The sequence below is a fragment of the Limibacillus sp. MBR-115 genome (genome assembly GCF_040549425.1).
Classification (GTDB): domain Bacteria; phylum Pseudomonadota; class Alphaproteobacteria; order Kiloniellales; family CECT-8803; genus Limibacillus; species Limibacillus halophilus.
On record NZ_JBEPTJ010000003.1, the window covers coordinates 222,958 to 241,273 of the forward strand.

General features: G+C 56.4%; 21 protein-coding genes. 10 read left to right on the forward strand and 11 right to left on the reverse strand.

Translation table 11 applies throughout. The features are described from left to right. Positions 1-217 precede the first annotated feature (217 nt). Positions 218-625 (forward strand): helix-turn-helix domain-containing protein, encoded by a 408-nt coding sequence (locus tag ABIE63_RS07790; RefSeq protein WP_183415802.1) that lies wholly within the window; start codon positions 218-220, stop codon positions 623-625. A gap of 23 nt (positions 626-648) precedes the next feature. Here the strand turns inward: ABIE63_RS07790 and ABIE63_RS07795 are convergent, their stop codons facing one another. After that, positions 649-1,203 (reverse strand): hypothetical protein, encoded by a 555-nt coding sequence (locus ABIE63_RS07795; RefSeq protein WP_354503874.1) that lies wholly within the window; start codon positions 1,201-1,203, stop codon positions 649-651. 180 nt (positions 1,204-1,383) lie between these two features. Here ABIE63_RS07795 and ABIE63_RS07800 point away from each other — a divergent pair, with 180 nt between their 5' ends. After that, positions 1,384-2,112, forward strand: a complete 729-nt coding sequence (locus ABIE63_RS07800; protein WP_354503875.1) for a methyltransferase domain-containing protein — start codon at positions 1,384-1,386, stop codon at positions 2,110-2,112. Positions 2,113-2,236: 124 nt separating this feature from the next. Then, a complete protein-coding gene (locus ABIE63_RS07805; RefSeq protein WP_354503876.1) occupies positions 2,237-3,490 on the forward strand; it encodes a DUF2254 domain-containing protein in 1,254 nt (417 codons plus the stop codon). A gap of 20 nt (positions 3,491-3,510) precedes the next feature. On the opposite strand, the gene ABIE63_RS07810 is transcribed toward ABIE63_RS07805, so the two are convergent. Then, positions 3,511-3,822: a cupin domain-containing protein gene (locus tag ABIE63_RS07810; RefSeq protein ID WP_354503877.1), complete on the reverse strand. Its 312-nt coding sequence runs from the start codon at positions 3,820-3,822 to the stop codon at positions 3,511-3,513. 135 nt (positions 3,823-3,957) lie between these two features. Here ABIE63_RS07810 and ABIE63_RS07815 point away from each other — a divergent pair, with 135 nt between their 5' ends. Beyond that, positions 3,958-4,281: a hypothetical protein gene (locus ABIE63_RS07815; RefSeq protein WP_354503878.1), complete on the forward strand. Its 324-nt coding sequence runs from the start codon at positions 3,958-3,960 to the stop codon at positions 4,279-4,281. Positions 4,282-4,306: 25 nt separating this feature from the next. Here ABIE63_RS07815 and ABIE63_RS07820 read toward each other — a convergent pair whose 3' ends face one another. Continuing rightward, the gene (locus ABIE63_RS07820) at positions 4,307-4,690 is read right to left on the reverse strand and encodes a nuclear transport factor 2 family protein (RefSeq protein ID WP_354503879.1); all 384 of its coding nucleotides are present in this window, start codon (positions 4,688-4,690) and stop codon (positions 4,307-4,309) included. A 229-nt stretch (positions 4,691-4,919) separates the two neighbouring features. On the opposite strand from ABIE63_RS07820, the gene ABIE63_RS07825 reads away from it, so the two are divergent. Beyond that, positions 4,920-5,288, forward strand: a complete 369-nt coding sequence (locus ABIE63_RS07825; protein ID WP_354503880.1) for a hypothetical protein — start codon at positions 4,920-4,922, stop codon at positions 5,286-5,288. A gap of 8 nt (positions 5,289-5,296) precedes the next feature. Here ABIE63_RS07825 and ABIE63_RS07830 read toward each other — a convergent pair whose 3' ends face one another. The 6 genes from ABIE63_RS07830 to ABIE63_RS07855 all read right to left on the reverse strand — a co-directional run bounded on the left by ABIE63_RS07830 (position 5,297) and on the right by ABIE63_RS07855 (position 11,482). Beyond that, positions 5,297-7,627 carry a PAS domain S-box protein gene (locus tag ABIE63_RS07830; RefSeq protein ID WP_354503881.1) on the reverse strand — a complete coding sequence of 777 codons (2,331 nt, stop codon included), beginning with the start codon at positions 7,625-7,627 and terminating at the stop codon, positions 5,297-5,299. A gap of 125 nt (positions 7,628-7,752) precedes the next feature. Next, entirely contained in the window at positions 7,753-8,289 is a 537-nt protein-coding gene (locus tag ABIE63_RS07835) for an MAPEG family protein (protein WP_354503882.1), read from the reverse strand. Positions 8,290-8,344: 55 nt separating this feature from the next. Beyond that, positions 8,345-9,298 carry a cation diffusion facilitator family transporter gene (locus ABIE63_RS07840; protein ID WP_354503883.1) on the reverse strand — a complete coding sequence of 318 codons (954 nt, stop codon included), beginning with the start codon at positions 9,296-9,298 and terminating at the stop codon, positions 8,345-8,347. 105 nt (positions 9,299-9,403) lie between these two features. Further along, positions 9,404-9,754 (reverse strand): DUF3147 family protein, encoded by a 351-nt coding sequence (locus ABIE63_RS07845; RefSeq protein ID WP_183415813.1) that lies wholly within the window; start codon positions 9,752-9,754, stop codon positions 9,404-9,406. Positions 9,755-9,895: 141 nt separating this feature from the next. Further along, positions 9,896-10,486 (reverse strand): VOC family protein, encoded by a 591-nt coding sequence (locus tag ABIE63_RS07850; protein ID WP_354503885.1) that lies wholly within the window; start codon positions 10,484-10,486, stop codon positions 9,896-9,898. A gap of 114 nt (positions 10,487-10,600) precedes the next feature. Further along, a complete protein-coding gene (locus ABIE63_RS07855) occupies positions 10,601-11,482 on the reverse strand; it encodes a LysR substrate-binding domain-containing protein (RefSeq protein ID WP_354503886.1) in 882 nt (293 codons plus the stop codon). 114 nt (positions 11,483-11,596) lie between these two features. Between ABIE63_RS07855 and ABIE63_RS07860 the strand changes: the two genes are divergently transcribed. Genes ABIE63_RS07860 through ABIE63_RS07870 form a run of 3 tightly spaced genes read left to right on the forward strand, consistent with a single transcriptional unit; the run spans position 11,597 to position 13,104 of the window. Then, positions 11,597-12,301 carry an SDR family oxidoreductase gene (locus ABIE63_RS07860; protein WP_354503887.1) on the forward strand — a complete coding sequence of 235 codons (705 nt, stop codon included), beginning with the start codon at positions 11,597-11,599 and terminating at the stop codon, positions 12,299-12,301. Continuing rightward, positions 12,291-12,563, forward strand: a complete 273-nt coding sequence (locus tag ABIE63_RS07865; RefSeq protein WP_354503888.1) for a DUF6552 family protein — start codon at positions 12,291-12,293, stop codon at positions 12,561-12,563. Before ABIE63_RS07860 ends, ABIE63_RS07865 begins: the two co-directional genes overlap by 11 nt. 46 nt (positions 12,564-12,609) lie before the next feature. Next, complete coding sequence (locus ABIE63_RS07870; RefSeq protein ID WP_354503889.1) at positions 12,610-13,104, forward strand: GNAT family N-acetyltransferase; 495 nt, start codon at positions 12,610-12,612, stop codon at positions 13,102-13,104. Positions 13,105-13,134: 30 nt separating this feature from the next. Here the strand turns inward: ABIE63_RS07870 and ABIE63_RS07875 are convergent, their stop codons facing one another. After that, on the reverse strand, positions 13,135-14,970 hold the full coding sequence (locus tag ABIE63_RS07875) for a potassium/proton antiporter (RefSeq protein WP_354503890.1): 1,836 nt from the start codon (positions 14,968-14,970) through the stop codon (positions 13,135-13,137). 251 nt (positions 14,971-15,221) lie between these two features. Here ABIE63_RS07875 and ABIE63_RS07880 point away from each other — a divergent pair, with 251 nt between their 5' ends. Beyond that, entirely contained in the window at positions 15,222-15,683 is a 462-nt protein-coding gene (locus ABIE63_RS07880; protein WP_354503891.1) for a GFA family protein, read from the forward strand. A 128-nt stretch (positions 15,684-15,811) separates the two neighbouring features. Here ABIE63_RS07880 and ABIE63_RS07885 read toward each other — a convergent pair whose 3' ends face one another. Then, positions 15,812-15,940 (reverse strand): hypothetical protein, encoded by a 129-nt coding sequence (locus ABIE63_RS07885; RefSeq protein WP_281369924.1) that lies wholly within the window; start codon positions 15,938-15,940, stop codon positions 15,812-15,814. Between the two features lie 259 nt (positions 15,941-16,199). On the opposite strand from ABIE63_RS07885, the gene ABIE63_RS07890 reads away from it, so the two are divergent. Next, positions 16,200-18,014: a tetratricopeptide repeat protein gene (locus tag ABIE63_RS07890; RefSeq protein WP_354503893.1), complete on the forward strand. Its 1,815-nt coding sequence runs from the start codon at positions 16,200-16,202 to the stop codon at positions 18,012-18,014. Positions 18,015-18,316: the final 302 nt, after the last annotated feature.

The window sequence follows — 18,316 nt, forward strand, 5'->3', positions numbered from 1 at the left end:
AAGGCCTTCGTCTATCCGGGACAATACAGACGATAGAGACGGCTTCCACGGGGGAGATCGCGATCCCCCGTCAATTCAAAATCTACGCCACTTCCAGCGCTTGTCAATTAAATGTACCGAGCCGCTATGTCCAAACACTACACGCGAAAGGATAGAGTGGTCGGACAAGCCTGTATTTAATACAATGATAACCGGAAAGTTGCGGCTGGAGAAATGGATGGAACGCATACTCACTAGGGGAAAACTCGCCGCCGAGACTGGCTGTAACATTGAAACGATCCGCTTCTACGAAAAGATCGGCCTCATGCCCGATCCGAAGCGAACCGTTGCGGGCTATCGGCAGTACGCCCCTGCTGACCGGGCACGCTTGCAGTTCATCCTTCGCGCCAGAGAACTGGGGTTTAGCATCGCCGATCTTCGTGACCTATTGGGGTTGGTCGACGGGGGGGATTACACCTGTGCAGAAGTGAAGCAACTGACCCTCGCGCACCTCCGATCGGTGCGCGCAAGAATTGCCGACTTAAAGCGGCTTGAAAAGACGCTGGCCAGTGTCTCGGCCCAATGCGATGGCGATTCAGTGCCTCAATGCCCGATCATCGATGCATTGTTCCAGCCTGTGCTCTAGAAAGGGGATCGTTATCGACCCACCTAGATTCCTTCAGCCAAGGCATGGCGTGCATCGGCCTCCCGAAACAGCGCCTTGGCGTGATCTAAACTCCAAGGCTTCTCTTCCAGGGTCTCGTGATCCCATTCCTTGCGCGGCTGCGGCGGGTCGAAAAAATCTCCGCCATAAACATGCAACGCGCAGGAACGCTTGCCGATAGGGTTCGTTACCGAGTGGATAATGTCGGGCCCCAAGGTTGCAACCTCGCCGGGGCCCAGCGACTTTGCACCCGCTGCTTCGATCCCCGCGCCGTGACGCCGCCAGAACAGATTGTCCTCTCTTCCCACGTAGAGCCCCACTATCGAGTACATCTCGTGGTTATGCGGGAAAATACTCATCCGCGGCGACCATACGAATTGGAGGATGGTCAAATCGCTGCTTCGGTAGAGCGGTGTCAGTCCAGCCGATTGAGGCTCACCCAAAGACTTGATAATGCTGGCCGGGTCACATACCGCTGCGGCCACGACCTCTCGCATGGCTTTTTGCCCTTCCGGTACGGCGGCTTTACAGGATTCGATAAAACGGTCCTTGTCGAACATCGCTCTTCTCCTCTGACCATCGGTAATGATCGAGTTCTGCCGGATCGACGGAATAGTCGCGATCATATCATCAAAACTGAAGATGTCCTCTCCAAAGGCCCCATCGATTACGATGGTAGAGACGATTGCCGCTGGCGATGTCTGCTATAAGGTTGGCGCATGTCGACGGCTGTAAACCATATGATCAGAACTCTACAGTACCTGCGTCCCGCGCCAGCGCGGATCCTTGAGGCCGGCTGTGGTGATGGGCAACTCCTCTCGCTGCTCCATCGGGCGGGGTACGACGTGTACGGTTTCGACGTGAAGAATTTTGGATTGCAAGATGCCGCGTTCTTCGAACGCTGCCACGCGCGATTGCCCGACCTGGCTGCAGACCCGGCCCGATTGAAATTGCTTGAGCAAACATCCGACTGGCCCTTCGAGCAGTTTGAAGTCGTGGTGTCGAACCAGGTGCTGGAGCACGTCAGCGATCACGACCACTTTTTCGCCAATCACTTTCGGGTACTCAAGCCCGGCGGCTTTGGATTGCATGTGTTTCCCGCTCGCGAGGTCCTGTTCGAGTTTCATCTGAACCTGCCGCTGGCACACCGGATTGCCAACAAGGTCTGGCTGGAGCGCTATGTTCGCTGGGCGGGGCACCTTCGACTGGGCAAGGCCCATAAAGGACCGGGCTCACTGCAGGACGAAAGCCGCAATCTCACCCACTACCTCAACACCCTAACAAACTACAAGACCACTGCCGAGCTGGCGGCATTGGCAAGGCGTCATGGTCTCCAGCCTAGCTATGCGCTGACACCCGCCTTCTACGCCGAGCGGATGAAAATAAACTGGAAGCCGCGCATCGGCGGCGCCTGGCCCTGGAAGTACATAGCCAACGTTACCTTGGTCCTCACCAAGCCATCGACATGAAGATGTCTGGACGTCCCTTGGATGCACCCCCTATGAGTGCGCTGGCAGCTGGCCGTGACTTCATGCAGACTGAAGGAGATGGAGTTCGTCAGGTAAATCGAGAAAACAGAAGGCCCGTCGCCCCTTGTCTATAGAGAAACTCTACATCCATCTGATGCGCGCTTATCGCTCGATGTGGTTCCCCCCTGCCGCCTATGCAGCAGGAACCATTTTGATCCTTTCCTTGGCGCCCATAGTCGAACCAATCGTGCCTTTCGCCCTGGAGACGCTCATCGAGCCGAATGCCGTGGAGAAGATACTCGGAATCTTGGCTTCCAGCATGCTCGCCGTTGCGATTTTCTCTCTCGGCACCATGGTTTCCGCGTTACAAGCCTCGGCCAGTTCGGCGACGCCTCGGGTTCGTGTGCTCCTGACGGAAGACCGAACGGCCCAAACGGCTATATCAACCTTCATAGGGGCATTTATTTTTAGTGTCCTGGGAATTGTCGGTTTGTCGACCGGCTATTACAGCGATGCGGGCCGTTTCATCATCTTCACGATCAGCCTGGCGGTTATTGCAATTGTTATTGCCACCCTGATCTCCTGGATCAACCGCCTATCAAAAATGGGCGGCGTCGGAGAGGCCGTCGATCTGGTGGAGCGCGCAGCAACGAAGGCTTTCACCTTGGCCGCCCGAGACCCTTATTATGGCGGTAAAGCTTTGACGCACGTGCCTGAAAGTGCCACTGGAATCTGTCTCGAGACCTTCGGCTACATCCAGCATATCAACGGATCGCAGCTCGGCGAGATGGCGGAAAAGCTTGGCTTCAATCTGCTATTGGTGGCGCGTCCTGGCAGTTACGCCGCCCCGAACCGCCCGGTCGTTCTCGTCGAGAGCCCGGTCGAGGATTCCGATGCCGCCAGGATTAGAAACGCCTTTGTCGTCGGTGATGCCAGAACCTTTGAAGAAGACCCGAGGTTCGGCTTGCTGGTTCTGTCAGAGATAGCATCGCGGGCGCTCTCTCCTTCGGTGAACGACCCCGGAACGGCCATCGATGTGGTCAGCACATTGGTGCGGGTCCTGGCAAATTGGCAACAGCGCGTCAAAGAGGTGGAACCACAAATCAGATTCGATAAGCTTTATGTTGCCGACTTACAGGTCGAAGACTTGCTGGGCGACGCTTTCCGATGGATCTCCAGGGACGGTGCTGGTCTCCTGGAGGTTTCAGTCAAGGTTCAAAAAGCTTTGGCCACACTCTGTGCGGTCGATCCGGAAAAATTCGGGCCGGCTGCCAAGAACATGAGCCGCGAAGCGCTCGGTCGTTCGAAATTGGCAATGTCAGCAGAATCGGACCTGCTATGCCTCACGGAAGAGCAGCAAAAGGTCGGCCTTGACTGACAACACCACAGGCGCCTCGTTTAGCGATCAAGATTGACCTCAACAAGTACCGTCTCGGTCTCGAACACCGCACTGTGCCATGACCCCGGCGGCAAGTGGATCACGGTCCCGGACTTTAACGGCGTCGACCCAGCCGCACATTCCAGCACTCCCGACCCTGATAGCACTTGAATGAATTGCTCGAAGGCGTGTTCATGGCGTTCCGCGCGTGTCCCGGCGGGCACGACCACGTGCTTCAGCGACGCGCCGATACCGACAATCTCCTTGCGCACAATAGCATCGCTCTCCGAGCCCGTTATTTCCGACCAGCGATAGAATTTTGATGCTGCCAATTGTCCCTCTCCCTCGCAAACTGCCGCAACGAATGTTGCCACCTGACGCGCGTCAAAAGCGATGACACTTCATTTGTGAGACACCATATTGCTTGATATAATTCGCCCCGGCACTGATTTCAGGAGCGCTTCACCATGAAAAGCCGAACCGCGGTGTCCCTGATCATCCTAAGTGTTCTGGCGCTTACCACTCCGGCGATGGCGGGTGGCAAATACCATCGTGGTTACCACCACGGGCATGGACACGGGCATTACAAGTACAACGACGATGCTATCATTATCGGTGCCGCCATCATCGGCGGCTCGATTCTGGCCAGCGCCCTGCTTTCACAACCACGATATCCGTCCGCGCCTCGCTATGCCGTGGCACCAAGAGCACGCGTCTGCGAGCAGGACGAAGTCTATCGTTTCCTGCCTGACGGCCGTATCCAATGGGGTACCCGCACCCGCTGCTACTAACGGATATTGAGGGATGGTTTGGCGTTCAACGCCCCCCGCCCTTTCCCGGATGGCAGAAGAAGGTTTTGCTGACGATGCGCCACTGCCCTTCGATCTCCACAAGTGAAAGATGGTCACTGAACCAGTGGCCGTAGCTGTAACCTCCCAGCGTTATCACAGCGATATCACCCACCAGAGCCATGTTGTCGACCCTGCATTCAAAGGGGCCTTCACCCGTTCTGGCGTCGGGTGTCGAGGCGATAAATGCCTCCAATGTTGACTGTTCCAACTCTCCACCAAAATGCCCGACGATAATGGCCATGTGGTGAAAAATGTTTCTCAACCGATCTCCATCGGCATCCAACATGGCCGCATAATACTCCTTGGCGACCCCGGCAACCGCCGCGTCCCTGTCAGGTGACCCTATCATAAGCTTGTCTTTCCAAAGTGATCTCGGAAGCTGATACGCAGCGTACGCCGGTCGGAACCGAGAGGCGTTTCTAGAAACTGGTCTTACTTGTATACCATCTTGCAGGCTGTTAAGATTTTCTTCAAATGCAATTTATTGCTGGACGCTCGACAAGTGCGAACCGAGAGAAGCCATCGAAAATCCTGGCGGGCAACGGGTGCAACGACAGCATCTATGGGGAGGGAGTTCGATGTTTTCATCGATCAAGCATAGCTGGATCAGCGACCATCATGACTGGGAAGATGTGTGCTCCGTCAGTGCCGGTGTCCTGATCGTCCTCTCGCCACTTGCCGCCGGATCCGCCGCTACACCATCAGTAGCAATCAGCGCCGGACTAGCGGGAATTACCATAACCGTAATGGTGATGTTGCAATTGATGATGCTTCGTCGTTGGGAAGAACTGTTAAAGCTCGCCTGCGGCGTATGGGTGGTCCTGTCGCCCTTGCTTATGCAGTACGATGGCACTTTGCGGCTGCTTCACTTCGTTCTGGGCGGTACGGTTGTATTCCTCTCGGTACTGGAGTTCTGGCAGGACCGAAGCTGTCAACTCGACAGCTAAGCTAACTTTCAGGAATCACCGGGCACCAAGGCCTGAATTGCCTCTATCAAATCTTTCTTGCGATAGGGTTTGGGAAGCATGCTGTAGTGATGCTTATCTGCATAAGTATTCGAAAATCCTGAGGTCAGGAGGATTTTCATATCAGCGTTCAATTGCTCTGCCTTCTCTGCCAAAGCAATTCCATCAAGGCCGCCCGGCATCACCACGTCGGTAAATAAAAGATCAAAACCGGAATCTTTTTCCAGGATCGCCAAGGCGTCGATGCCGGAGGATGCAGTCTGAACGGAATAGCCGGCGCTGGATATCTGCTTAACGATCGCAGCGCTAACCATCTCATTGTCCTCGACGATCAAAACCCGGCCGACATTGGTGCCATCCATCTTGACGTCGGGCCGTGATTTCTTTGCTTCCCGCGGCTCCTTCTGTTCGGCTTTGAAATAGAGATAGAACGTGGTGCCTTGTCCGGGCGTACTGTCGACCAGCACCCGCCCTTCCGATTGGCTCATGAAGCCAAACACCATGGACAGTCCCAGGCCTGACCCCTTGCCTACATCCTTTGTAGTAAAGAAAGGTTCGAAGATTCTCTCTTGCGTCTGCAAATCCATCCCCTCGCCCTTGTCCGACACCTCCAAGACGCAATATCGGCCACTCGGTAAGTCGCTTTGAGTGGCTATGGTCGGACTTTCGCTGTTCTTAGCGCCGGGCTGCGCATCAACGATCTTTTCGTAAACCTTGAAAGCCAATGGGCCGCCATCAGGCATCGCGTCACGCGCATTGATCGCCAAGTTCATGATCGCGCTGTCAAGTTGCGACGCGTCCACCAAAGTCCAGGCATTGCTGACCTGACTTTCAAAGGTAACCTGCACTTGCTCGCCCAAGGTTCTTTGTAACAGCGGTAGCGAGTTTTCAACGATCGACACAAGATCCACGACAGAACGCGCCTGCGGTTGTTGCCGCGAGTATGTCAGCAACTGACCGATCAGCTCCGACCCCCGATGAACGGCGCCAAACGCTTGCTCGAGAATTTTGTTGTGCTGCTGCTGGTCGAGCTTGGATTCCTGCAGGGCATCGAGGGACGCATTGATGACCTGAAGAAGGTTGTTAAAATCGTGCGCGACACCGCCGGTCAGTTGCCCAATGGCCTCCAAGCGCAAGCTTCTCTGCAGTGACCGCTCAGCCAGCATGCCATCGGTAACATCCCGGCCCATGCACACGAGTTCCTGGTCGCTCTCCGACCAGATCGCAGACCAAATCATGTCTCTGATCTGGCCGTCGCTGCGAATGTTCCGGTTGTTGAACTGGGTCAGCGGCTCGCCCTCAGCCACCTTCCGGATCGCTTCCATTGTGGATTGATGATCATCCGGATGTATCAAAAAGAAGCAGCTTCGCCCAAGCAGGTCCTCTTCCTTATACCCCCAGATGCTCTCGGAGCGCGCACTTACGGACAAAATATTGCCATCCGTATCCAATGACAGGAATACGTCGGGCGAAACCGTTTGCACCTTACGGAATTTTTCCGCACTAGCCGCCAGGCGCGATAGCAGAAAATCATCCGTGAAAACGCTGTCGAATGCCTCCGCACGCAACCGGCTTCGAATAATACAAACACTCAGAAAAACCAACCCGACGCCAAAAATAAAATGAGAGAGCCAGAAAATATGATCCCAATGCTTTACCGAGAATAAAAATGACACTGATGAACTTGCAAACAATACTATAGATAGAGATAATATAAGTATTAGCTGGCTATATGCTTTCTGGAATAGAATTATTACTACAGAACCCCAGAAAAATACGAAAGCAAAAATCTCTAGAGAAAACATGGTCTTTCTCAGATTCATGCTTTCGAATGGCAAGACCGACATCAATATTGGCAACAATAGCAAAAGGCCTATTGCTATAGTCCAATAGCGCCATGTCGCCAGATGATGATCGCGGCGGCCAAAATTGAGAAGGCCGACAAAGAATAGACCGGCCAAAACCAATCTGGCAGCGGGGCCATAGGCCAGGAATAGTATTTCGTTCGTATCTGCCCAGCGTGTAAAAATACCGTGGAAGGCATAGGTAATCGTGCCTCCTAGAAGCGACAGTGTAAGATAGCGCAGAAAAGTTTCCTGGCTGCGCAGATAGCAACGGTATGACAGCACTGAAAGAATACTGACCCAAAACACGACAAACGCCACTGCGGCTTCGTGTGCCAAAGGTTCCTCGGCCGTACTGTAGTTTCCGCCCGTAACCTTGAAATAAAGCGTCAGACCCACCGGTACACACAGCAATAGAACCGCGCCTAGAATCTTGCCCAGCACGTCAAAAAGAAGTCCGTTACTACGTGCGGGCACTATCAGAAATCCTTTGCTGGCGACTCGAGCGTGTTTAGATCGTATGCATTCAACCTTCTATCAAAATAGGTGCCTTCAGTAGAGAAATTATCTTCCGGACGGCACGAAACCTTCGACGGTTACCTTTAGCCGACGATCCGCAAGGCGATGAGCGCAAGGATGATCAGCAGCAGGACGTTGGGGTAGAAGGTGAGGCCAAACCCTACCGCACGCGCCGGAGCACCCGATTCATAACCGCTGAAAAACAACAGGCGTCCGACAACAAACAACCCCACGGCCACCGGGATCGCCGCCAGCCAGGAAACGGGTGCGATCACTGCCCAAAGAATGTGAAGCGTAATCGCCAGGACCGTTTGTTCCAAGGTGTTCTGCAGTATGGCCTGAAGCGATTTGGCGCGCGCCGTCCCTACACTCATACCCCCGCCATCGATATCCGCGGGCTCATGAAACCGATGCCTTGCCAGCCGACCAATGGATATGACCAAAAGCAGCACTACAAAAAGGTCAGCCTTCAAGGCAAAGGAAAGGCGCCCAGCCATCGTGTTGCTAGGCGTCAGAAAATCCGGCTGCCAGAAAAGGACGCCGATCAAAGTAATCAACGTGATTACCATCGCCATTCCGGCCCCACGCACGACGCCTTTCTGTTTTTCGGTCAGTTGCATCAATGCCGCTCCTTCCGATCAGGAATATAAAACAGCGGGGTCGTGTACGCAGTGACTAATGATCGTGGGCAATGCGTCGTTGCGGCACGTTGTCCTCGTGATGGCCTATGCTCCTCGGGTCGGGGCATGCATGGAGTGAGCATTCGGTCTCAAGCGTTGCGTGCGTAATGGCAAACTTGTCCCGCAGCTTTGCTCTCACTGCCTCCTTCACCGCATCCGCATTCCTCCACTGCCCCGAAGCAATCACGAGATGAGCGTCGACGGCATTCTCATGTTCTTGCATCTGCCAAAAGTGCAAATGATGGACACCGGCAACGCCTTCAACATCCGCGATTTCCGCTAGAACTTGCTGTGTATCCATCTCAGGGGGACTGCCCAGCATCAAGATGCGGATGACAGCGCCAATTTCCGTAAAGGACTGCCAGAGGATGTATCCGGCGATCAACAGCGTGACTATCGGGTCCACCAGACGCCAATCATAAAGCAAGATGAGAGTTCCGGCGGCGATCACAGCGATCGAACCTAAGGCATCGGCCACATTGTGAAGGAAAGCAGCCCGCATATTGACGCTATGCTTTGAAAGCGAAAAGGTCAGCAGCGCGGTAACAGCATCGATCACCAACGCTACGCCTGCAATGACTACCACCAGCCAGCCTTCCACCGCCGTTGGCTCAAGGAAGCGCAACACGGCTTCATAAACCAGATAAAGACCAATCAGGATGAGCGTCGTGTAGTTGACGAGGGCCGCCACGATCTCCGCCCGACCGTAGCCATAGGTCATCTTCTCGTTAGCAGGACGGCGCGCGACCTTTCGCGCAAAGAATGCGATGACGAGCGACAGTGCATCCGACAGGTTATGAATGGCATCCGCGATCAGCGCGAGGCTGCCGGACAACAGGCCGCCGATAACTTGGGCCACTGTCAGTCCCAAATTTACAACGACCGCCCAGAACACCTTCGCATCACCCGCGCTCGGATCTATGTGATGGTGGTGGTGGTGGCCTGCCATACCTATCTTCCTACATGGTTTCCCTTTATCTCTCGATTCAACGACAAACCCCATCCTTTGTCGATTGACGATTTGTCACGAGATGCTTCACACGCCGCCTGCGTTTCAAAAGCGGATACCAAACCGGGGTAGCACCCAAACCATTATGAGATAAAGCAGCGTGGTCAGAAGACAGGACAACGCGAGCGCCAACCAGAAGTTGACCCCACTACGAAGCAGCGCCGGCAACAAAAGAAACATCGGCAAAGACGGCAGGACGTACCAGAACGTCGCTTCCGCGTGGTCAGCGAGGCGAGAGCGGTCCCCGGTCTCACCCCAGAGCCACACCATTCCCATGACCGAAATCAACGGCAAGGAGGCGACCAAGGCCGCAAAGGCGGAGCTTCGCTTGCCAATCTCAGAGATCGCCATGATGATTACACCGGAAAGTAGAGCCTTGAAGATCGCAAACCACATGACGCGTAGATCCTTTTCGCCAATCAAGGGCGAAACTTAGGATGCAAGTGAGGTTGCGCGCAATCGGTGATCGGCTTGGCTGACCTCGCGGCCAGCGACAGGTTCGGCTTCATCGCCCACGAAGCGCTTTAAGACGACACCCTACTCCGCGACAGGGCCGCCAAAACGCGGGGCGCTTTCCAGGTCGTCCTGCAGCGCCGCCTCTCCTTCAGTCGGAAGGATCTCAAGGTAGTTCAGGCCCGCTTCAATATCGTTCTCCCAAAGCACGCGCGGCAGCTCGTAAAGGATCTCCACGCCATAGCCGTTGGGATCGCTGATATAGACGCTGTGCGACACTCCATGATTGACCCGCATGTCGAACTTGACGCCCTGCGCCTGCAAGTCCGCCAGCTTTTCCAGCCAGGCTTCCCGGTCCGCCATGGCGATTGCGATGTGGTTGAGCGCGAGCGGCCTTTCAGGCGCCTCGTTTGCCCCGGCCGGCGGCGGAATGTCGGATAGTTCCATCAAGGCAACATCATGGTGGGTCACCTTGCCGTCACGTTCGCCGCTATAGAACCGCATTTTCGGAAAGGGCTCCATCTCGGGCGGCGGACGAAAAGTTCCCACATGTTTCAAGCCGACGACCTCGGTCCAGAAACGATGGGACTCCTCAATATCACGCACATTGAGCACAACATGATTGACGCCACGAGGTGTTGGAGCCTTGCGCCCGCCGGAAGCTCGCTTGCCCATTGGTTTCTCCCAATACTGGTGCAGCCGCCCGCGATAAACCGGCGACCGCAGAAATCAATGTTCATTATTTTTACGATTTTTTGCAACAAAGTTGCTGATCGACGGTTATTCGGATCACGAGCCTGGCGCTTCCACCGCTTCGGCCAACAACCAGGCAACTGCCTGGTCTCTCGCCTTTACGTTCGGTGGTTGGGTTTTCGGATAGACGACATAGAATCCGGTCGCTTCTTCTCGAATTTCCCGCCAAACGGGAACCAGGCGCCCCAGCGAAACCTCCTCCGCAACCAGTAATTCCGGTGCTATGGCGATTCCGTGAGAGCGCACCGCCGCATCCATCGCCAATGCTGTTTGATTGAAGATCATGGTTCGACGTTGCGGCTTGCGATCCGGTGCGGCAAGTAAACGGTCCCAGTGGCGATGGCTATCCTGGATCAAGTGGTGCGCGGCCAATTCTTCCAGATGCTTAATCGTACCCATCGTGGCCGCGTATTCGGGGCTGCAAACCGCGATCAGACGTTGCGGCGCCAGCAACTCGGCGTTCAAGTCGCCGTTGAACGGCGGCTTGCCGAGCCGTATCGCGATATCGACGTCGTCGGAAGTGAAGTTGGAAAGCCCCTCGCTGGCGACCGTACGTATCTCAATATCCGGGTGTGCCTCAGTGAAGCGGACGAGGCGCGCGATCAGCCATTTGGAGGCAAAGGACGGCGTCGTGCTGATGGTTACACGCAACGCCAAAGGCTGCAGCCGTGCCGTTGCCTCCGCAATGATCGCCAAGGCCTGGCGAACTGCACGGTGATAGCTGCGCCCAACTTCAGTCAGAGCTAAACCCCGCGCCTTGCGTTCGAAAAGCTTGACGCCCAATCGTGCCTCAATCTGACGTACTTGCTGGGCTACCGCGCCTTGGGTCAGATGCAATTCTTCCGATGCCAATCGGAAGTTTTCATGCCTGGCCGCCGCATCAAACATGTAAAGCGCATTGAGATTGGGAAGGGCCACGATGCTCTCCAAGACAGTAGTATTACTACAGTCTGACACTATCAAACATGATTGGTCAAAAGCTTTGCGCGGGGCTATTTTCAGCTCTTCATTCAACACAAGGAGAAAGCGGCCATGAGCGGCAAGAGAGTAGCACTGATTACGGCGGGTGGTAGCGGCATGGGTGCAGACGCGGCACGACGCTTGGCTTCGGAAGGATATCACGTCGCCATACTTTCCTCTTCCGGCAAGGGCGAGGCCCTGGCCGCGGAACTGGGAGGATTCGGCGTCACCGGATCGAACCGCAATCCCGACGATCTCAAGAAGCTCGTGGACGGCGCCATGGAGCGCTGGGGACGCATCGACGTGTTGATCAACTCCGCCGGACATGGCCCCAAGGGTCCGGTCCTGGAGATCAGCGACGAGGACTGGCACGAGGGTATGGAATTCTATCTGATGAACGTTATCCGTCCGACGCGCCTCGTGACCCCCGTGATGGCGGCACAAGGCGGCGGAACGATCATCAACATCTCGACCTTCGCCGTCTTCGAGCCCGATCCGTTGTTCCCCACCTCAGGCGTCTTCAGGGCTGGGCTGGCAAGCTTCACGAAGCTCTTTTCGGATCGCTACGCCGCAGACAACGTCCGCATGAACAACGTTCTTCCCGGCTTCATTGACAGCCTGCCGGAAACCGAAGAACGCCGCGCACGCATTCCCATGGGCCGTTATGGCAAGGCTGAGGAGGTCTCCTCGCTGATCGCCTATCTCGCTTCCGAGAATGCCGCCTACATTACCGGGCAGAATATCCGCGTCGACGGAGGCTTGACCCGTGCCGTCTGATTCAATGGTTGGTGCAAACATCGGCATACCAACGCCGGCGCTTGATCGGAGCCGGGCTGCTTTTGTCATCAAGTGGTTGGCTTCGATCATCCAAATTCTCGGCTACACCACGACGGCATTCGGCATGACGCCCTGGAATATCTACCTCTTCGTGGTTGGTCTTTTGGGATGGCTCCTTGTCGGTGTGCTGTGGAATGATCGTGCGATCATGCTGATCCATGCGGTGGCCTTGTCAGCCATGATCATTGGTTTATCCAGTTAAGGGCATCGGTTGGAATCCGATCACCTGCTAAATCGAAGGCGGAAGATTGAGTACTCTTCAGATAGAAAACATCGCGGAACAGGATGAGTCCGGCCGGCGGGCTCTCCTGGACCTGAACAACGCGCATGCCCGCGAGACATCGTTCATGACCGAGCCGCATTTCGAGAGCTTGCTCGCCGGAGCGTTTTCGGCGGTCTGCGTTCCGAAAGCCGCTGCGCTGCTTATCGCCTTCGATCACTCGGGTCCCTACGATAACCCTAATTTTAGGTGGTTTTCAGAGCGCTACCAGGAATTTGCCTATGTAGACCGAATTGTCGTCGGGCGGGCATTTCAGGGTATGGGGCTCGCCAGGCGCCTTTACGAGCATCTTTTCGATCTTGCGCGCCAGGCGCGGTTGAGGCGCGTCGTCTGCGAGGTGAACCTTGATCCGCCAAATCCGGAATCCGACGCCTTTCATGAACGGATGGGGTTCGCGGAGGTTGGGAAAGCCGTCCTGAAAGACCGCGAGAAGACCGTCCGCTACCTCTGCAAGCCGCTTTGAAAGACCTAACACGCCATTACTAACCGGCAGTCAGCTTTTCTTCCGGAACATTCTTGCAGCGAGGCTCGCCAAGGGTTCGCCGATCATCGCCCGACACCAGATCAAGGGAATATGTGCAAGGCGCAAGCTCCAGGGTTTCGGCTCCAAGTCGATGCTGAGCGATTTGACACGGCCCTCGGAAAGCTCGCCAATCACAAACTCAACACCGCCGACCCGCAGACGTCGGCCGACCCGCAGGCGACCGGGCAGGTTCCTTGAAACGAATGCGCCGATCGTATCTGCCTCTTTGCGTGTCGGAAGCCTCAAACCGTAGGCATCGGCAACGGACTCCAAAGGCGCGGATCCGTTGAAGACGAAGGCGCCCATGATCGCCGCATCCACCGAATCAAACCCGCCTACTCTCTCGCCGAACAAGCGATCCAAAACCGGAAGCGCCGCAGGCGGCGCCAACAGCAGGATGTCATCGCCCGGATTGAGGTACTTGACCGACACAGGCGTCAGCAGTTTCCCCTCGCGCATGATCGAGACCAGATCAACTTTCTCCGGCAAGGGCAAGCGGGCAAGGTTGCGTTTGAGCGCCAGGGATTTCGGCCGCACGGAGTATGCCAGCATGTCACGGCTGGAGCCCGAGGGCAGATTGAGGGCGACACGTGGCGGCGCCTCCGGGCGCGGCGGCAGGACCACGCCGAACTTCCGGCCGGCCAGCCCGATCGACCAGCCCTGAAAGATCAAGGAAATCAGAACCACAACATAGACGACGCCAAAATAAGCCGCCGCGTGATCAAGCCCCGCCAGCACCGGTATCGTTCCCAGGAAGATCGGCACTGCGCCGCGTAACCCAACCCAGGATACGAAGCCGATCTCTCGCGCTTTGAAGCCAAACCACGGCAAGCACAGCGCGACCGCCACGGGGCGCGCGACCAACATCAGCGCCAGTGCGATCACGACCGCCGGTAACAACACGGGCAATAGCTCACTGGGCGTGACCAGAAGACCCAGCATCAGGAACATCGCAATCTGGCTGAGCCACGCCAACCCATCATGGAACCGGTCGATTTGCAGAGAAGATTTATGGTTTCGGTTACCGACCGTCAGGCCCATCAGATAAGCGGCCAAGAATCCGCTGGCGCCCAACGTTTGCGAGGCGGCGAAGATTGAAAGGACGGACGCGGTTACCACAATCGGGTAAAGCCCTGCGGCCACTTGGATCCGGTTGATCATGAACAACAACAGGTAGCCGCCCGCCAAGCCAGCCGTCGCACCACCCACCATCTGCAAAACGAAGGTGCCCACCAGCGCAACGGCCGTATCTCCGTTGAAGGGGACTTCAGGCATCCCCAACAAGGAAACACAGGTAATGGTCAAGAGGACGGCCATGGGGTCGTTGAGCCCGGCCTCGGCCTCAAGGGTCGAACTGAGACGCTCACGCAGACGTAGTCCACGCAGGTGAAGTAGCAAGAACACCGCCGCCGCGTCGGTGGATGCGACGATGGAGCCCAGAAGCAGCCCTTCCAACCAACCGATACCTAACAGGAATGAGGCCGCCGCGCCCGTAACCGCGGCCGTTACTACAACCCCTGCGCTGGCCAACACCAGCGCTGGCGCCGCGACTTTACGCAAGCTCTCGACCCGCGTACGCAAGCCACCGTCGAAGAGGATGATTGCCAGGGCGATGCTGCCGACCAGATAGGTCGTGCCGAAATCGTCGAAATCGATCCCGCCGGGACCGTCCTCCCCGGCCAGCATCCCAAGCACCAGGAAGACAAGGAGCAAGGGCGCGCCAAAGCGAGAGGAAATCATTCCGGCAAAGATGCTGATCAGAATCAAACCGGAGCCGATAAGGATCAGATGATTGGCGAATTCCAAGACGGCCCCACTTCCACAATGCTTACCTTCCGCGGACCGATGATGGGGCCAGACCGGCAACCACCCTCTCGCGACTAGACCCTTGAGAATTAAGGTCTCGGACGATCGCGATCAAGCAGCGGTGGCCGTCCAGTGTGGACAAATAGGCTGTCGCGGAAAATCCTCGCCGCAATTTCGAGGTCAACTCTAGATACTTGCCAAAGAGACTAAGGCCTTTTTATATCACCGAAACGATCTGAGGAGCAGTGGCGATGGTAAATTCAACTGAGCATGTGACCGGCGGCTGTCTTTGCGGCGCCGTGCGATACAAGGCGGAAGCCTTCCTAAAGAGCGCTTACTACTGTCATTGCAAAAACTGCCAGAAGAGCAGCGGACAACCAGCGGAGATCGGGGTGCCAATCAAGGCAGGTACGCTGGAGTTTACCGGCGAACCGCCAAAGTTTCATTCGTCTTCGGAGTACGGCGAAAGAGGATTCTGCCCGCACTGCGGCTCTCGCCTTCTATGGCGGCCGCAGAACGGCGAAAACGAATGGGCTATCAGCGTCAACGTCGGCTCGCTCGACAATCCCGAGGCTGTGACGCCCAGCGCGCACATTTTCGTCGACCGTCAGTTGTCCTGGTACAGGCCGGACGATTCCCTGCCCGGCCGACGTTCAGACGAGATGGAAGAAGTCGCCGCGGCCTGGAAGAAAGAACGCCTTGCCGAATCCTAACTGGACCGCGCCAACGGGCATGCATCCTGGCGCCCATCCGACTGGACGCAATGAATGGATGAGGGAATCAAAACGTCCTTCACCCGCAAGAATGTTGTTGGGATGCCGTGCCCTACGGCAAGCTGGACCTAAAATATCTTGCCGGACGCCACGAGCTGCATGACCAGGATGTAAAACATCATGATGACCCAGGTCGGCGCGAGGCCAAGGCCGATGGCAGGACGGTTTTCGGGGGAGCAATCGAAATTACGGAACATTTCCAGGACTCCTTTTACAAAGTCTCATCCGCGCCAAGTGGTCGGCATCGAACAGAGCAGCGCAAAAACTCCAAGGATCGCCATCCACGATGTCACCCTCAGAGACATCATAGATACTGCGAAATCGACTGAGCTTTGTCCCGGGATAAAAGGTCGCAGCACCGGCCTGCATGAACCGCGCCCCGTCACCGGCATCATCTAGACTTCCCCGAATGAAGGTGTAATCATTTAGTCTTTCAACCAAAAGAAGGTTGTCGGAATGCTGCCGCTCCGCGCCCTCTCTCCGAGGGTTTCACTTGCTCTCTTGCTGACCCTAACCTTCGCGGTCGCGGCCTGTACGACGCAACGCCCGACCCAACCGGCCCAAACCGAAACCCAAAGTATTGAACAGAATGACGCACAGGACAGCCGCACCCGGGTAGATGAACTCACCGCCGAGATTGAAAGCGGAACCTTAGGCGGTAGTGATCTTGTGGAGGCATACAGAAACCGAGGTCTCGCCTGGAGTGACCTCGGCGAGCACCGCCGCGCAATCGCTGATTACGATCAGGCCATCCGCGTCGACCCGCAGTATGCAGCGGCGTACAACAGCCGAGGCGTAGCTTGGGCAGAACTCGGTGAACCGCACCGCGCAATCGCCGATTACGATCAGGCTATCCGGCTCGATCCCGGCTATGCATTCGCCTACAGAAACAGGGGTCTTCGTTGGGCTGACCTCGGCGAGCATCGCCGCGCAATCGAGGATTACGACGAAGCCATTCGTTCGGATCCGCAGTACGCAGCCGCCTATAATAGCCGGGGCAATGCTTGGGCTGACCTCGGTGAACCTCACCGCGCTATCGCCGATTACGATCAGGCCATCCGCGTCGATCCCGGCTATGTATTCGCCTACAGAAACAGAGGTCGTCGTTGGGCTGAGCTCGGCGAACTCCGCCGCGCCATCGAGGATTATAACCAAGCCATCCGCGTCGACCCGGAATATGCAGCGGCCTATAACAGCCGGGGCATCGCTTGGAACGACCTAGATGAGCACTACCGCGCTATGGAGGACTACGATCAGGCCATCCGCCTCGATCCGAAACACGCGCTGGCCTATAATAATCGGGGAGTGTCTTGGGCTGACCTCGGCGAACACCGCCGCGCCATCGAAGACTACGATCAGGCCATCCGTCTCGACCCGGAATACGCGCTGGCCTACAGAAACAGGGGTCTTCGTTGGGCCGCCCTCGACGAGTATCACCGTGCCATTGAGGATTACGACGAAGCCATCCGTCTAGATCCGCAGTATGCAGCGGCCTATTATAGCCGAGGCAATGCTTGGGATGGCCTCGGCGAATACCGCCGCGCCATTGAGGACTACGATCACGCCATCCGCCTCGATCCGGAGTATGCGGCCGCCTATAACAATCGGGCAGTGTCGTGGGCTGACCTCGGCGAATACCGCCGCGCCATCGAAGACTACGATCACGCCATCCGTCTCAACCCGGAATACGCACTCGCCTACAGAAATCGGGGCCTTCGTTGGGCTGACCTCGGCGAGCACCACCGCGCCATTGAGGACTACGATCAAGCGCTCCGCATCAATCCGGACTACGCGTCGGCTTACTTCAACCGCGGAAATGCCTGGGGCAACCTCGGTGACTATTCTCAAGCGATCGAGAATTTCAACGAGGCTATCCGATTGAATCCGGAATATGCGCAGGCCTACAACAACCGTGGTCTCGCTTGGTACTACCTTGAGGAATACAACCTCGCGATTGAGAACTACGATAAGGCTTTGCAGCTCGATCCAGAATACGCGGAAACCTATAATAACCGGGGTGTCGCCTGGGCTGACCTCGGCGAGGATCGCCGCGCCATCGGAGATTACGACCAAGCCCTCCGCATCGATCCGGACGACGCCCTCGCCTATAACAACCGTGGTCTTGCCTGGGCCAACTTGGGCGAGTATCGCCGGGCTATCAAGGACTATGACCGGGCTCTCCAATTCGATCCGGAATTCACGCTCGCCTACAACAACCGTGGCCTTGCGTTGAAAGCACTTGGCAGTGGTCAGGGTGAGATCGAACAATGAGAAGCGTCGATCGCGACGCGATGTCCGCAGGTGCCTCCGACGCCCTGCCGACACCCATGTTTCAACAAAAAAATTCCAGGAACTTCCTTGGTAGCAGAAGAGGAATTCATCGCCCGTGGCGGACGCCCAAAGGGCGGCAAGCCCCGACACGCGGATAAAGATTTTAATGCTATGCCTCGCCAACGCCTCGACGACGCGCATCATCGTCTGACTCAAGCGCGCGATTCAGGGTGTGCAAGGCCGTGTCGCCAACAGACTTGAGAAACTGTGCCGTCGTCGCCGGAAAGAGTTTAGCTCTCATG